The 15,720-nt window shown below is 64.0% G+C and carries 9 protein-coding genes; 4 read left to right on the top strand and 5 right to left on the bottom strand.

What is annotated here, in order from left to right:
• The first annotated feature begins 217 nt into the window (after positions 1-217).
• The 3 genes from V9K93_RS16545 to V9K93_RS16535 all read left to right on the top strand — a co-directional run bounded on the left by V9K93_RS16545 (position 218) and on the right by V9K93_RS16535 (position 2,241).
• Entirely contained in the window at positions 218-1,138 is a 921-nt protein-coding gene (locus V9K93_RS16545; protein WP_046983623.1) for a DMT family transporter, read from the top strand.
• Positions 1,045-1,473, top strand: coding sequence for an MGMT family protein (locus V9K93_RS16540; RefSeq protein ID WP_428705144.1), 429 nt, complete (start codon positions 1,045-1,047; stop codon positions 1,471-1,473). Before V9K93_RS16545 ends, V9K93_RS16540 begins: the two co-directional genes overlap by 94 nt.
• A gap of 93 nt (positions 1,474-1,566) precedes the next feature.
• Complete coding sequence (locus V9K93_RS16535) at positions 1,567-2,241, top strand: rhomboid family intramembrane serine protease (protein WP_005410509.1); 675 nt, start codon at positions 1,567-1,569, stop codon at positions 2,239-2,241.
• Positions 2,242-2,434: 193 nt separating this feature from the next.
• Here the strand turns inward: V9K93_RS16535 and V9K93_RS16530 are convergent, their stop codons facing one another.
• The 4 genes from V9K93_RS16530 to V9K93_RS16515 form a co-directional block, all read right to left on the bottom strand.
• Positions 2,435-4,018 (bottom strand): phytoene desaturase family protein, encoded by a 1,584-nt coding sequence (locus V9K93_RS16530; protein WP_337302895.1) that lies wholly within the window; start codon positions 4,016-4,018, stop codon positions 2,435-2,437.
• Positions 4,019-4,093: 75 nt separating this feature from the next.
• Positions 4,094-4,588 (bottom strand): VOC family protein, encoded by a 495-nt coding sequence (locus V9K93_RS16525; RefSeq protein WP_046983574.1) that lies wholly within the window; start codon positions 4,586-4,588, stop codon positions 4,094-4,096.
• Between the two features lie 123 nt (positions 4,589-4,711).
• A complete protein-coding gene (locus tag V9K93_RS16520) occupies positions 4,712-6,718 on the bottom strand; it encodes a M13 family metallopeptidase (protein WP_046983575.1) in 2,007 nt (668 codons plus the stop codon).
• A gap of 202 nt (positions 6,719-6,920) precedes the next feature.
• Positions 6,921-9,023 carry a M13 family metallopeptidase gene (locus V9K93_RS16515; RefSeq protein ID WP_337302894.1) on the bottom strand — a complete coding sequence of 701 codons (2,103 nt, stop codon included), beginning with the start codon at positions 9,021-9,023 and terminating at the stop codon, positions 6,921-6,923.
• Between the two features lie 569 nt (positions 9,024-9,592).
• Here V9K93_RS16515 and V9K93_RS16510 point away from each other — a divergent pair.
• Positions 9,593-12,709, top strand: coding sequence for a TonB-dependent receptor domain-containing protein (locus V9K93_RS16510; protein ID WP_337302893.1), 3,117 nt, complete (start codon positions 9,593-9,595; stop codon positions 12,707-12,709).
• Positions 12,710-12,826: 117 nt separating this feature from the next.
• Here V9K93_RS16510 and V9K93_RS16505 read toward each other — a convergent pair whose 3' ends face one another.
• Positions 12,827-15,634, bottom strand: a complete 2,808-nt coding sequence (locus V9K93_RS16505; protein WP_253078233.1) for a TonB-dependent receptor domain-containing protein — start codon at positions 15,632-15,634, stop codon at positions 12,827-12,829.
• Between the last annotated feature and the right edge of the window lie 86 nt (positions 15,635-15,720).

Below are 15,720 nucleotides of genomic sequence, written 5' to 3'. Positions count from 1 at the left end.
ACCCCGCCTTCGACAGACTCCTGCGATCTGTCCGAACTGCGTTTTGTGTTGCTGTTGGTACGTGTCGACCTTGGTCGACACGTAGATCCACGCCATGCGTGGATCAGGAGTTGCAGTGAGCATGAACGGACATCGGATCGTTCGCCCGGAAGTGCCATGAGACAATTGGAAGCAATCCGGCTGCTTCCAGCCGCCCATGCGGCCCGTTTTCTTCCTGATGTCCACTTCTTCCCCCCGCATCGCCACCACGTCCCCGCGCATCGCTCTGGGCGGCATCGGCTTGGCTGCAATCGGCGCCATTGCCGCTTCAGGCAAGGCCATCATCGTCAAGCTGGGGCTGCGCCATGGCGTGGATGCCACAACGCTGCTGGCGCTGCGCATGCTGATGGCGCTGCCCCTGTTCGCGCTGATGGCGGTGTGGGCCTCGCGCCGTGCCGCACCGCTGTCCTGGCGCGACCGTGCACGCGTGCTGTGGCTGGGCTTCACCGGCTATTACCTGTCCAGCCTGCTGGACTTCCAGGGGCTGCAGTACATCAGCGTGACCCTGGAACGATTGATCCTGTACTTGAACCCGACCCTGGTACTGCTGATCAACGTGCTGCTGGCACGACAGCGGCCGGGCCGCTGGCAGATCGGTGCGCTGGTGCTGAGCTATATCGGCGTGCTGATCGCCTTCGGCCACGATCTGCAGCGTGAGGGCGGGCAGATCATCCTCGGCAGCCTGCTGGTGCTGGGCAGTGCACTCAGCTACGCGCTGTACCTGTTCGGCAGTGGGCAGGTGGTGGCGCGCATCGGTGCGGTGCGGCTGACCGCCTATGCCAGCTGCGTGGCCAGCGCGCTGGTGCTGCTGCATTTCGCGGTGACCCATCCGCTGCCGCTGCTGTGGCAGGCTCCGGCGCCGGTGCAGTGGCTGTCGCTGGTCAACGCCACCGTGTGCACGGTGCTGCCGGTGCTGGCGATCATGCTGGCGGTGCAGCGCGTGGGTTCGTCGCTGGCCGCGCAGGTCGGTATGCTGGGTCCTGTTTCCACCATCGTGATGAGCCTATGGCTGCTCGACGAACCGATGGGGCCGGCGCAGATCGCCGGCACCGTACTGGTGCTGATCGGCGTACTGCTGGTGACCCGCCTGCGACGCTGACGCCGGAGCAGGCGCGTGCGCGCATCCTGGCGGTGATCCGTGCGATTCCGCCTGGCAAGGTGATGGGCTACGGCCAGGTGGCGATGCGTGCCGGCCTGCCTGGGCGCGCGCGGTTGACCGCACGCATCCTCGGCCAGAACGACGATCCAGACCTGCCCTGGCACCGCGTGCTGCGCTCGGATGGGCGCATTGCCATGGAAGAAGGGTCGGCCGGCTGGCGCGAGCAGTCGCAGCGGCTGCGTGCCGAGGGCGTAGTGGTGGAGAATGGCCGGGTGCGGATGCCCGCGACCGATCCGGTTGCAGCGCTGGATGCGGCCGTGTGGGGCCCTGGTTGAGCGCCGCTGGCGACTGAACAGGCTACGCCTGCCGGTCGCCAACAAGACACGGTGCTGCGGCTATGATGGAGGCCGTTCCATGCCGGTGCTCCCATGTTCCCGCGACTGCCTACCGTTACCAAGGCCCTGCTGATCGCCAACGCGATCCTGTTCCTGCTGCAGCAGCCGTTCCTGCTCGGCATGCAGACCTTCGAGCCGTTCATGCTGCAACCGTTGCAGCAGGGCTTCGACGCATTCTCGCCGGGTGGCAACTTCCAGCCGTGGCAGCTGCTGACCTATGGCTTCCTGCACGGCAGCTTCGGGCACCTGTTCTTCAACATGCTGGCCGTCTTCATGTTTGGCGCGCCACTGGAGCAGACCTGGGGCGAGAAGCGCTTCCTGCTCTATTACCTGGTGTGCGTGGCCGGTGCCGGCGTCTGCCAGCTGCTGGTGGGCACGCTGCTGGAAAACCCGGCCACGGTGCTGGGCGCTTCCGGTGGCGTGTTCGGCCTGCTGCTGGCCTACGGCATGTTGTTCCCGAACCAACGGGTGATGCTGCTGTTCCCGCCGATTCCGATGAAGGCACGGACCTTCGTGATCCTGTTCGGCGTGGGCGAGCTGGTGCTGGGCATGACCGGCTGGCAGCCGGGCGTGGCCCATTTCGCGCACCTGGGCGGCATGCTGTTCGGCTGGTTGCTGATCCGCTACTGGCGCGGGCAGCCGCCGTTCAACAAGCGTCGTCCGCCCGGCCCGCCGAAGCGCCCGAACCATCTGCGCAGCGTGAAGTGAGGCGCGATGCGCCTCGCTTCACGCGGGTAGGTGCCAACCTTGGTTGGCACGCTTTGAACGGGATCATTTGACGCTGTAGGTGCCGACCGTTGGTCGGCACGCATTGCCCGGTAGTTGCCAACCTTGGTTGGCACCTACCAACAGCAGATCGCGACAACGGCAGGGCAAACCCGCATCCGCGCGTGGCGAGGATCTACAGATCCTGCAACACCACCTGGGCGGCATTGTGTCCCGGCGCACCGGTCACACCGCCACCGGGATGGGTGCCCGACCCGCACAGGTATAGTCCGGGCAGGGCGCCGCGATAGCCGGCCTGGCCGACCATCGGTCGAGCCGAGAACAGCTGGTTGGCACTGAGCGCGCCATGAAAAATGTCGCCACCGATCAGGCCGAAGGTCCGTTCCAGATCCAGCGGTGACAGCACCTGTCGACCGAGAACACTGTCGGCGAAGCCGGGTGCATACCGTTCAACGGTGGCGATCATCAGGTCGGCAACGGTATCGCGGTGATCATCCCAATGGCGGCCTTCAGGCAACACCGGCGCCACGTGCTGGCAGAACAGGCTGGCCACATGCTGGCCGGGCGGCGCCAGCGAATCGTCCAGCGTACTGGGAATGAGCATTTCCACGATCGGTTCGCGCGACCAGCCGTCGCGGCGCGCATCCAGCCAGGCCCGGTCCATGTAGTCCAGGCTGGGCGCCATGATGATGCCGGCGCTGAGGTGATCGCCGGGGCCGGGCAGGGCGCGGAAGTCCGGCAACCGCGACAGCGCCACGTTCATCCGGAAGGTGCCGGAGCCGCAACGCCAGTTCGCCATCCGCTCGCGCGTAGCTGCCGGTACCTGCGAAGGTTCCAACAATTGCTCGTACAGCAGTTTTGGATTGACGTTGGCGATCACTGCTCTTGCACGCAGGATTTCACCGTTGGCCAGTTCCACGCCCACCGCGCGGCCCTGTTCGATCCGCACGCGCTGCACCCCGGCCTCCGCGCGCAGTTCCGCGCCGGCCTCGCGTGCCGACGCCGCAATCGCCTGGCTGATCGTTCCCATGCCGCCGATCGCGTGGCCCCACGCGCCTTTCACGCCATTGCACTGGCCGAATACGTGGTGCAGCAGCACGTACGCACTGCCCGGTGTGTACGGGCTTGCGTAGTTGCCGACGATGCCATCGAAACCAAACAGCGCCTTGATCGGCGCGCTCTCGAACCAGCGATCCAGATACTCGGCCGCCGACAGCGTGAACAGGTCGAGCAGTTCCTGCCGCAGCGAGGTATCCAGCGTAGCCAGTTCACGACCGAGGCGGCCCATCTGCCACAGGGCGGGCAGGGCACGCCAACCGCCCGTCACGCCCAGATCCGGTGGCGCACGCAGAGCCCACGCGCGCAGTACGTCGGCGAAGATCTCCAGGCGCGCCTCGTACGCTGGCAAGCGCTGCGCATCCTGTTTGGAGAACTTCGCTACTTCGGCCTGGGTGCGGCCCAGCGCCGACAGCAGATAGCGGTCATCAGGCAACGGCAGGAAGTTGTTGGCCGGACGCGCGACGATGCGCAGCCCATGTGCATGCAGCTGCAGGTCATCGATCACCTGCGGTTGCAGCAGCGAGACCGTGTATGACGCCACCGAATTGCGGAAACCGGGATGGAATTCCTCGGTGACTGCCGCGCCGCCGAGAACGCCACGACGTTCCAGCACCAGCACTTTCTTTCCGCCGCGCGCCAGATAGGCCGCGCAGACCAGGCCGTTGTGGCCACCGCCAACGATGATCGCATCCCAGGTCATCAGCACCTCGGAAAAAGGGACGGAGGGAGTTAAGTCGCAATCTGCATCTGAGCACAGGACAGGGGCAGAAACGACTTAATCCCCTCCGTCCCCTTTTTTGATTGCCGCTTCGATGGTGGCGATGTCGATCTTCTTCATCGGCATCATCGCGTTGAAGGCGCGCTTGGCCAGTGCCTTGTCCTTGCTGGTTACCGCTTCGATCAGCATGCGCGGGCTGATCTGCCAGGAGATGCCCCAGCGGTCCTTGCACCAGCCGCATTGGCTCTCCTGTCCGCCGTTGCCGACGATCGCATTCCACAGGCGGTCGGTCTCGGCCTGGTCCTCGGTCTGGATCTGGAAGGAGAACGCTTCGCTGTGCTTGAACGCGGTGCCGCCGTTGAGGCCGACACAGGGAACACCACAGACCGTGAACTCGACCGTCAGCACATTGCCTTCCTTGCCGTCGGGATAGTCACCGGGGGCGTGATGCACGGCGGTCACCGCGCTGTCGGGCAGGAGGCTGGCGTAGAAGGTGGCGGCCTCGAGCGCGCCGTTGTCGTACCAGACACAGATCGTATTCTTGTGTGCCATGTCGGGGCTCCGCGATGGACGAAGCCGCAGCGATAGCACGCCCGGTGTTAACCCGGGATCGTGCTGCACCCGCAAAAAAGGGCGCCCGAAGGCGCCCTCTGCATTACCGGTGCGGCAGTTGGCTCAGCGCCAGACCTTGATCTGCTCGGCTTCGCTGCGCTGCATCGGCTGGCCGGCCTTGCAGCTGAAGGTGGCGCCAAATGCCGGCAGGTTGGCCAGCGTGCCGTTGCTGCGCCACAGGCCCGGCGCACGGATGTCGGCGGTCAGGCGGCGCACGGCTTCGTTCGGCGACAGCTGCTGTGCCCACAGCGCCGACCAGGCGCGGAAGAAGCCCTGCTGCTGTGCCTGCTTGGCCTTCGGCTCCTGTGCGAGATAAGCCGCCCAGGCCAGCTCCAGGCCGGCGATGTCGGCCAGGTTCTCTTCCTGGGTCAGCGTGCCGTTGACCTTGGCACCCTTCACGCCCGGGAAATCATAGCTGCCGTACTGCGCGGCCACGCGGTTGCCGAGCAGGGTCCAGGCGGTCTTGTCGGCCGGGGTCCACCAGCTGCGCAACTCGCCCTTGGCGTCGACCAGCGCACCCTTGGCATCGATCGCACGGGTCAGTTCGTGGCCAACCAGGCCACCGAAGCTGCCGAACTTGTCGGCGGCATCGGCCTTGGCGTTGAACACCGGGCCCTGCAGGATCGCGGCGGTGACGATCAGGCGGTTCTGGGCCAGGTCGTAGGCCAGCGACGGCTGCTGCGGCAGCACGTCCCAGCGACGGTCGGCGTTGCCCTTGCCGATGCGCTTCATTTCCTCGCGATGGCGCCAGGTCGAAGCGATCAGCATGTTGCCGCCGAACGAGCCACGGCCCATCGGCTGCACGCTGTAGTCGAGGTCGCGCAGCGGGGTGCCGATCTCGATCTTCAGCGCGGCCAGCTTGGCCTGCGCTTCGGTCTTGGCCTCGGCGCTCATCCAGCTGCTGTTCTTGACCGCTTCGATCTGCACTTCACGGACCTTGTCGACGATCCACGCCGCCTGGCGACGGTCTTCGGCCGGCAGGTAACGGGCGGCGTATTCGCGACCGACCATCGGGCCAGCGGCCACGTTGATCGCATCGAGCACGTCTTCCCAACGCTGCGGCGGCAGGGTCTCGCCACGCAGCACGCGGCCGCGGAATTCGAACTCGGCGTCGCGGTAGGCCTTGGACAGGTACGGCGCCATCGAGTCGCCCACGCGCCAGCGCAGGTAGGCCTTCCACTGGTCCGGCTTGAGCTTGGTGACCATGCCGTCGAGCTGCTTGAACAGGCCCGGGTCGGCCAGCGAGACCAGGTCGTCATCCACGCCCTGTGCCTTCAGGAAAGCGTCCAGCTGCAGGTTGCGGTAGCGGCTGTTGAGCTCCTTGGTGGAGATCGGCGCGTAGTTGTTGAACGGGTTGTTGATGCCGGCCAGCGACTGCGCATTGCGTGCCAGCTCGGTTTCCAGCGCGATCACCGCCTGCGACTCGGCATCCAGCTTGGCGGCCGGGGTGCCGGTCAGCGCCAGGATCTGCTTGACGTAGTTGCGGTAGCGCCCCATCAGGGCCACGGTGTCGGCATCGGTACGGGTATAGAACGCCGGATCCGGCAAGCCCATGCCGCCCTGCATGAAGTAGCCGATGTGGCGGTCAAGTGCCTTCAGGTCGACGTCCGGGCCGAAGTTGAAGGCCACCGGGATGCCGACCTGGTGCAGTGCCGCGATCGAGGCCGGTACATCCTTGGCCTTCTTGATCGCGTTGATGCGGGTCAGCAGCGGTGCGATCGGGTTGGAGCCGTCCGCTTCCACGGCCGCTTCGTCCAGGCCACTGGCCCAGAAATCACCCAGCAGCTTCTGCACGTTGCCCTGCGGCGACTTCATCGCCGCGTCGAGCAGTTCGCGCTGCTGCTGGCGGCTGCGGTCGACCAGCTGGCCCAGCGCGGTGATGGCGCCGGTCTGCGGTACCGGGTTGGCTTTCAGCCAGCCTGCATTGGTGGCGTCGTAGAAGTCGCTGCACTGGGCGCTGACAGCCGGGGCGCGCGCGGCCTTTTTCTTGGCGGCGAATGCATCGTGGGTCGGGACCAGGGTCGCCAGGCTGATGCCCAGGGCGATGGCAAGCGGACGGAAATTGGGCATGTGGAACGAATCCGTGATGGATTGAGGGCGCGCGCACTATAGCAAGCTGTGCATCGACGCGGCATGCAGGCGTCACGCCCTGTTCGCGGGTCACCGGCATCAGTAGATCCAGGCCATGCGTGGATGACATGCAATGCGCCGCCAAAAGCAGAGGCCCGGGAATTCCGGGCCTCTGCAAGTCTACCTTGGCATCAGCCAGGGCTTACCAGATCACCACCTGCTGTTCGCCGGCGCGGACCATCGGCGAACCGGCCTTGCACTGGAACGCAGCGGCGAAGGTCGGCAGGTTCGACGGCGCACCCATGGCACGGAACTGCGCCGGGGCGTGCGGATCGGTGGCCAGGCGGACCTTGGCGTTCTCCGGGGTGTACTTGGTGCGCCACACGGTGGCCCAGTTGAAGAAGAAGCGCTGGTCGCGGGTGAAGCCGTCGACCTTCGCATCTTCCTTGCCGGCGGTGGCCTTCTGCAGGGCATCGTAGGCGGTGGCAAGGCCACCCAGATCGGCGATGTTCTCGCCCAGGGTCAGGTGGCCGTTCACCGCCTGGCCGTCGACCTTGTACTGGTCGAACTGCTTGACCAGCTTGCCGGTCAGGCCTTCGAAGTTCTTCTTGTCGGCCGGGGTCCACCAGTCTTCCATGTTGCCGGTCGGCCCGAAGCGCGCCCCCTGGTCGTCGTAACCGTGGGTCATTTCATGGCCGATCACCGCACCGATGCCGCCGTAGTTCAGCGCGTCGTCGGCCTTCGGATCGAAGAACGGCGGCTGCAGGATGGCAGCCGGGAACACGATCTCGTTCTGCAGCGGGTTGTAGTAGGCATTGACCGTCTGCGGGGTCATGCCCCACTCGGTCTTGTCCACCGGCTTGCCGATCTTGGACAGGTTGAACTTGTAGTTGAATTCGCTGGCGGCGCGCACATTGCCCAGGAAGCTGTCGCGCTGGGTCTGCAGGCCCGACCAGTCACGCCACTTGTCCGGGTAGCCGATCTTCGGGGTGAAGGTTTCCCACTTGGCGATGGCCTTGGCCTTGGTTTCCTCGCTCATCCAGCTCAAGCCCTGGATGCGTTCCTTCAGCGAAGCCGCCAGGTTCTTCACCAGCTCTTCCATCTTCGCCTTGGCTTCCGGCGAGAAGGCCACCTTCACGTACAGCTGGCCGAAGGCTTCGCCGGCATCGTTCTCGATGGTGCCCAGCACGCGCTTCCAGCGCGGCTTCTGTTCCTTCTGGCCATTGAGGGTCTTGCCGTAGAACTCGTAGTTCTCCTGCACGAAGGCGTCGGCCAGGTACGGCGAAGCGCTGTCCACGGTGTGGAAGCGCAGGTAGGCACGCCACACCGACGGATCGGTATCGCCCAGCGCCTTGCTCACTTCTTCATGGAAGGCCGGCATGGCCAGCGAGAACTTCTCCGGCGCGGCAACGCCCTGCGACTTGAAGAACTCGGTCCAGTTGAAGTTCGGGGTCAGCTTGTCGGCGTCGGCCAGAGTGACCGGGTTGTAGAACAGCTCAACGTTGCGCGACAGCTCGACGCGCGACTTGGAGGCCTTGGCCAGGCGGGTTTCGAACTTGACCACTTCTTCGGCCTGCTTGGCGGCGTCGGCCGCGGCGACGCCGGACAGTTCCAGCACCTTGGCGACGTGCGCCTGGTAGGCCTTCAGCTTGTCCGCGTTCTTGGCATCGGTGTAGTAGGTGGTGTCCGGCAGACCCAGGCCGCCCTGGCTGGCGTAGGCCATGTTCACGGCCGAGTTCTTGAAGTCTGCTTCGGCGCCGAAGCCGAACAGGATGTTGTCACCCTTGGCGGCGCTGGTGCGCAGGTAGTTGGCGATGGCTGCCTTGTCCTGCAGGCCCTCGATCGCGGTCAGGTCGGCCTTCAGCGGCTCGATGCCCTGCGCGTTGATCTTGGCTTCGTCCATGCCGGTGGCCCAGAGGTCGCCGACGATCTTCTCGATGTGGTTCGGGTTCTTGACCTGCGCCACCTGTTCAGCCAGCTGGTGCTGCACGGCGACCGAACGCTCGTCGAGGATGGTGAACGCGCCCCAGCTGGTGCGGTCGCCCGGGATTTCATTGGCGGCCAGCCACTTGCTGTTGACGTAGTCGCCGAAGGCGCCGCAGGCATCCTTGGTGGTGTCCAGATCGCTCGGCTGGAAGGCGTTGTAGGCCGGCAGCTTGCTTTCGTCCAGCGTGTAGTTGGTGGCTTCGGTGGTGGCCGGCGTGGAGGCGGTGGCGTCCTTGGCCGGGGTTTCGTTCTTGCCGCAGCCGACCAGCGCGGCCGAAACGGCCAGGGTCAGCAGCACGATCTTGGGAGTACGGGTCACTTGAATGGCCTCCAGGCCGAGTGAGTCAGGGAAGGGCCGCGGGGACGGCCGTGGGCCGAACGATACGCCGCCGGCCAGAGCAGCAAGGGTGTCGAAGGTCATGGCCCCATGCAAGGGGGCGCAGGTGCCACAAAGGCGTGAGCCGGGTCGGTGGAAGGCTGTGCCCGGCATTGAGGGAAGGTCACTTTTTCCCATTCAAGTCGAGTGAATTTATTGTGAATATGTGATCTCAGTTGCAGCCTGGGCAGGCGCAGTCATTGGCAGTGGAAGCGTGCTGGATGAGACGGGGCGAGGTCGCCGTGCACGGCGCTTTCCAGCTGCCGCTGCATAGAGCGATTATAATTAAGTTGTTGATTTATTTAAATAATGTTTCATCTCTTGTGCCTAATCTCCACCTTGTGCACTCCTTCGGTGACGTATTCAGTGAACTTGAATTTTTGCTGAATGTTGCTGTTTAGTGTCGTTATGTGTATGAATTCCGTTATCGGCACGTGAACGGTTGCTGACCGTATTGCCTCTGCCTTGCCGATGCAGAGCTTTTTATGCCTTCACTTTTCAGAGAGAGAGACATGGAGAAGACTCGCCCACTACCCCGCAATCCGTTGAGTCTCGCGCTCAGCTCGGCCCTTCTGCTTGCTGTCGCCCTGCCTGCCTTCGCGCAGGATGGGGATGCTGCAAAGGAGACCGCCGAGAGCGCGAAGAAGGCTTCCAATGAAGCCGCGGCCACCCAGCTGGACCGCATCACGGTAACGGGCTCGCACATTTACCGCGCCGGCTATGACACCCTGGAACCAGCGGCCGTGGTGTCCCGCCAGGACATCGAGGCTTACGGGCACACCAACCTGATCGATGCGTTGACCAAGATCCCCGGTGTTTCGGCTGGTGTTTCCTCGCGCGGTGACCAGGCCGGCTTCGGTGCGGGCGTGAACTTCGCCAGTCGTTTCGGCCTGGGCAGCAACCGCTTGCTGACCCTGGTCAATGGCCGACGCTTCGTGACCTCTGCACCGCCAACCGTATTCGGCGCGGGCGGCGGTTCGGGCATCCAGGTCGACATGAATTCGATCCCGACTGTGATGGTCGAGCGCGTGGAAAGCCTGAGCATCGGTGGTGCACCCACCTATGGTTCCGATGCCATCTCCGGCGTGAACAACATCATCCTGCGCGACAAGTTCGAAGGTGCCGAGGTCGAGCTGGGCTTTGGTAGAACCACCAAGAATGACAATGACCGCTACTCCTGGTCTGCCATCTTCGGTAGTGGTTTCGCCGATGGTCGTGGCCACTTCACCATTGCTGCCGAACTGGATAACAGCGACGGCGTGAATGCGCTCCAGCGCGACTTCTACCGCAACGGCTACAGCCTGCAGACCAATCCGACGGCTGCAAACGTGGCGCGTTTCCAGTCGTGGCGCACGCCGGGCAACGATGGTCGCATCGATTCCGGCATCCCGTTCAACACCGGACCGGCCGATGGCATTGCCGACCAGGTCTGGATCCGAAACCGGCGCATTTCCAGCATGACCTTCGGTGGCCTGATCATGCCGTCGGACATTCAGGTGCGACGCAGCTACCAGCGGAATGCTACGGGTGAGTTGAATGGCTTCGGTGCCAACAATCAGCTCTGGCACTTCAACAACAAGGGTGATCTGGTTGCCTATGATCCGGGCATCAGCTATCCCAGTGGCAATGCTTCCGGTGGCGATGGACTCAACCTCAACGAAACCCTCCCGCTGATCGCCGACCTCGAACGCCGTTCGGTCTACTCGACCGGCAGCTTCGACTTCAACGACAACGTGCGTGGCTTCTTCGAACTGTCGCACTACAGCGCCACCGCCCGCGAGACGCTGGACCAGAACGTCTACAACGCGGCTGGTTTTGGTGCAGCAAACCCCGATGGCAGTGGTGACCAGAGCGGCGCGATGCTGTTCAGCGCGAGCAATCCATTCCTCAGCGCTGAGTCGCGGCGCATCCTGGCCGAGAACGGCATCACCTCGTTCCGCCTGTCGCGCTCGTCGCGCGACCTGAGCATGAACAACGCCAGCACCGACACGCGCCTCAGTCGTATCGTGCTAGGCCTGGACGGCTTCTTCGATATCGGCGAACGCCGTTTCAACTGGGAAACCAGTGTGACCCACGGTCGAGGCGACTTCGACTACAAGGGTACTGGCCTGATCCAGCAGAACTTCATCAACGCGCTCAACGTGAAGCGTGATGCCAGCGGCAACATCGTCTGTGATGCATCCGCGCCGGGCACCACTGCGGATCCGAACTGCCGTCCGCTGAATCTATTCGGCGAGAACCAGGCATCACCCGAAGCGCTGGCTTATGTGTCAACGCCCACACTGGCCAAGGCAACAACGCGCCAGACCGTGTTCAACGCGTCGGTGACCGGCGGTCTGTTTGACCTTCCGGGTGGCGAGTTCTCCTTCGCCGCGGGTGTGGAGCATCGCCGTGAAGAAGGTTCGTTCACCCCGAGCGAGTACCAGCGACTGGGGCAGGGCCGTTCGGTGCCGATCCAGGGCGCCAAGGGCGACTATCACACCAATGAAATCTTCGCCGAGTTCCTGGCGCCGCTGTTCAACCCCGACTGGGATCTACCGGGCCTGCATCGCCTGGACGTGACCCTGAAGGGCCGCCGCGTGGTCAACTCGGTGGCTGGCGGCTTCAATGCGTACACCTATGGCATCCAGTACGAGCCGTTCGCGGGAATCCAGCTGCGCGGCAGTAAGACGCAGTCGCTGCGTGCACCGTCGATTGCCGAGCTCTATACCTCGCTGCAGCCGGCGTACTACAACATCCCGGAAGTCTGCTCCGTGTCGGCCATCAACGGCGGCACCAATCCCGCGGTTCGCCGCCGCAACTGCGAGGCCTTCTTCCAGGCTTACCCAGGTGCGGATCCGGCAACCTTCCAGGCGTCGCCGACCAACACCCTCGGCTCGGTCAACGGCTATACCGGCCTGAAGAACGAGAAGGCCAAGTCGTGGACGGCGGGCATCGTGTTCGCGCCGGACTGGGCAAAGGGCCTGCGGGTCGCGGCTGACTGGTATGACATCAAGATCACCGATGTGATCACCAGTCTCAGCCCGACCGACATCATCACCGGCTGCTTCGATAACCCGGACTTCAACGCGTCCAACGTGCCCAACGCCAACCGCTTCTGCAGCCTGGTGACGCGCAATCCGCTGAGCGGTGCGGCTACCGATATCCGCACCGAGTACGGCAATGGCCCGGTGCTGATGTTCCGCGGCTGGACGGCCGAGGTGGACTACAACTGGGATATGGGCCAATTCGGCCAGGTGGCACTGGGCTTCTACGGCTACATGCCGAAGAACCGTGGCCAGGCCGCCAGCGCCGATGTGCCGTTCGTGGAGCGCGTGGGTACGTTCGACGAGCCCAAGCGCCAGTTCCGCTGGACGGCGCAGCATGCCATCGGCAAGTGGAGCTATGGCGTGACGTCCAACTACACGAGCGGCTCGCAGTTCAGCTTGACCGCAACCCCGGAAAGCCGGCAGTACTTCAAGCGTGACAGCTGGACGACCTGGGACGCCAACGTCAGCTACCGTTTGACGGACAGCGCCCGCATCAATCTGTCGGTACTGAATCTGTCCGATGACATCGGCCCGTTCCCGTACGTGCTCGATGCGCTCGGCCGCCGCTACATGGCCAGCCTGCGCTACGCCTTCCGTTGACCGGAAGAGGGGATAGGGGGAGGTCCCGCTTGCCAGGGCCTCTTTCTTTTCCCGTACTGCAGGGCAAGAAAAAGCCCCGCCATGGCGGGGCTTTCTCGTTGCTGCTGAAGCAAACGTTTACTTGCCGCCGAACTCGTACTTGGCCTGCACATAGATCGCACGCCCGTAGGCGTTGTACAGGTAGTTGTTGTACGGCTGGCCGCTGGTGCCGGCGAAGCTGAAGCGCTGGTTGTCCGGCATCTTGTTGAACACGTTGTTGACCATCAGCGACAGGGTCAGGTTGTCCAGCGCACGGTAGTTCACGCTCAGGTTGTAAGTGGTGTAGGAGCCCCACTTGCCTGCCTTGTAGCCGGAGCTGTGGACGTAGTCGTAGCCATTGCCCACGTACGCCATGTAGTTCGGCGTCTTGCCGATGTAGTTGGCGTACAGGGTGGTGGTCCACTTGTCCTTGGCCCAGCCGACTGAACCATCGGCACGCACCTTGGCATACGAGTCGTACACCCACATCGCGTACGGGTCACGCAGCAGGTCCAGGAACTCATCGCCCGGCTGCGGCTGCAGTTCACGCTTGAGCATGTCGGTGTAGTTGCCCGAGAACTGAAGCGAACCGAAGCGGCCCATGTCGTGCACGTACTTGAAGCTGGCGGTCAGCGCTTCCAGGTTCTGGCGGGCGACGTTCATCTTCGGGGTGTAGATCTCGTCCAACACGCCGGACGCATCGCGGGTGATCCAGTCGTTGACGTTCTGGCAGCTGGCCGAGGTGTTGTTGGCCTGGCCGCCACGGCAGTAGTACTCGGCCAGCAGCAGCTGGTCGGAGCTGAGCGTATCGACCTCGTTCTTGATCTTCCAGTTGTAGTAATCCACCGACAGCGACAGGTTGTTGATCGGTGCCCACACAACACCTGCATTCCAGACGTCGGCGGTGATCGGTTCCAGGTCCGGATTGCCGGCGCGGGTGCCGAACACCGAGACGCTGTCATACGGACAGCCGGTGGTATTGGCCGGGTCGTAGCCCAACTGGCCGCAACGGTAGTAGTCGGTGGAGCCGTTGGCGTAGTAGCCGCTACGGCCCTGGAATGCGTCGGAGAGGGTCGGAGCGCGGAACGCCGTGCCGTACTTGCCGCGGAACAGCAGGCTTTCGATCGGACGGAACTCAATGCCGATGCTGTAGGTGGACTTGTCGACGGTGTTGCTGCCGATCTTGAAGGCGTCGTAGCGGCCGGAGCCGGTGACCGTCAGCGTGTCATGCAGCGGCAGGCGCAGTTCACCGGTCACTGCGTAGTTGCTGCGGTGGCCGGCACCGGAAACCGCCGTGGTGCCCCACACGCTGCCATCCATCAGGCCCGGATCAGGGCTGTAGTCCCAGCCTTCGCTGCCACCTTCAACGACCACGGCCAGGCCGGCGTCGCCACCCGGCAGCTTGAACAGCGAACCGTTGGTGACCTGCGCACGGGCCAGGTTCTGCCAGGTACGGCTTTCGCTGTAGCTGTAACCGGTGAAGCTCTGGAAGTCGCCAGACGGCAACGGTGAGTAGAACGCTTCCCAGTTCGGGCTGTAGATGTCGTAGCCGGTGCTGGTGGTGCCCAGTACCGGGCCCAGCACGCGCTGCTCGAAGTAGTCGTTGATCGGGTCGTTCCAGCGCACGAAGTTGCGCTCGGTCAGCTTGTACTCGCCGCGGGTGAAGCTGAGGCTGTAGTCCCAGTTGCCGGCCGTGCCGCGCCCACCCAGCGTTACCTGGTAGGCCTTGTTGCGGTCGGTGTTCATGATGTCGCGGTAGCCGCCGCCGCCGATGTCCTCCGGAGCGAACACGCGCTGCAGGTTCATGTACTGGCCACTGGCCTGGTCGTAGAAACGGCCCCAACCGGACGAGGTGCCCCACCAGGTGTAGCCGGAACCCGTCGCGTACTTGACCTCTTCCAGGCTGTACAGCGCATCGCCGAACAGCTGGAAGTTGTCATTCACGTCGAAGGTGGCAGAGCTGTAGATCTGCGCGCTTTCCTTGCCGTTCTTGATGGTCTTGTAGCCGGTGCCATAGGTCGAGCCACATGCCTGGCCGGTGGGCCGGGTGCCGAGCACGGTGGTGCCATCGAACTGCCCGGCCACATTGGCGCACAGGTTCGGGTCCATCATGGCGTAGGCGTTGTTGGCAGCCGGCAGCAGCACCAGGAAGTCGTTGGAGACGTACTGCGGGCTGTAGCCGTCGGGATTGTTGACCTTGGTCAGGTCACGCTGGTAACCCCAGATCGGGCTGGTCTTTTCGTACTGCACGTTGACCAGGGCATGGAAGCGATCATCGACGCCATTGAAGCCGCGGGCGCCGCTGAGGCGGAAGCTGTTGCCGCCGCCTTCACTGTAGGCGCCGCCACGTACGTTGAGGACGCCACCATCCATGCGTTCCTTGAGGATGATGTTGACCACGCCGGCGATCGCGTCCGAACCGTAAAGGGAGGACTGGCCACCCGGCAGGATCTCGATGCGCTCGACGATGTCGATCGGAATGCCGCTGATGTTGTTGAACGTATCGCCGCCGTTGTACAGCGCCGGATACGAAAGCATCGGGCGGCCATTGATCAGGTATTTGGTATAGCCCGGGCTGAGGCCGAACATGCCGGCCGCTTCTGCGCCCTGGGTGAACGAAGCCGAAGTCTGGCCACCCTGCAGGCCGCCGGTGGACAGCGAGGACTGCTGCAGTACGTCGGCGACGCTGGTGAAGCCTCGGGTCTGGATGTCCTCGGCGGTCACGGTCAGGACCGGTGTGTGGTTCTCGATCTCGGTCTGCGGAATCAGCGAGCCGGTGACGGTGACACGGTCGAGCTGGGTCGGCGCGTTGCCGCTCTGTGCCAGGGCGGTGCCCGAGGCGAGGAGGGTGCCGAGCAGGGCGAGGGTCAGTGGGTGGCGTGGGAGTGTGGAACGATGGCGAGACATGGTGAATCCCCGTAGTGAGCAATGTCTTGGCGACCGGCCTCCTTGCCGGTTTAACAATCTGTTCAGTTGCATTCCATTCAGTTGGA

The sequence above is a fragment of the Stenotrophomonas sp. CCNWLW162 genome (assembly GCF_037203745.1).
GTDB classification, from domain to species: Bacteria; Pseudomonadota; Gammaproteobacteria; order Xanthomonadales; family Xanthomonadaceae; genus Stenotrophomonas; species Stenotrophomonas maltophilia_AQ.
This window is presented reverse-complemented; position numbering and strand designations above follow the sequence as displayed.

What these genes read in the sequence shown, in the direction of transcription:
- V9K93_RS16530 (WP_337302895.1), bottom strand. Translation starts at nt 4,018, where the DNA reads ATGACCTGGGATGCGATCATCGTTGGCGGTGGCCACAACGGCCTGGTC.
- V9K93_RS16545 (WP_046983623.1), top strand. Translation starts at nt 218, where the DNA reads ATGTCCACTTCTTCCCCCCGCATCGCCACCACGTCCCCGCGCATCGCT.
- V9K93_RS16525 (WP_046983574.1), bottom strand. Translation starts at nt 4,588, where the DNA reads ATGGCACACAAGAATACGATCTGTGTCTGGTACGACAACGGCGCGCTC.
- V9K93_RS16510 (WP_337302893.1), top strand. Translation starts at nt 9,593, where the DNA reads ATGGAGAAGACTCGCCCACTACCCCGCAATCCGTTGAGTCTCGCGCTC.
- V9K93_RS16540 (WP_428705144.1), top strand. Translation starts at nt 1,045, where the DNA reads ATGGCTGCTCGACGAACCGATGGGGCCGGCGCAGATCGCCGGCACCGT.
- V9K93_RS16505 (WP_253078233.1), bottom strand. Translation starts at nt 15,634, where the DNA reads ATGTCTCGCCATCGTTCCACACTCCCACGCCACCCACTGACCCTCGCC.
- V9K93_RS16535 (WP_005410509.1), top strand. Translation starts at nt 1,567, where the DNA reads ATGTTCCCGCGACTGCCTACCGTTACCAAGGCCCTGCTGATCGCCAAC.
- V9K93_RS16520 (WP_046983575.1), bottom strand. Translation starts at nt 6,718, where the DNA reads ATGCCCAATTTCCGTCCGCTTGCCATCGCCCTGGGCATCAGCCTGGCG.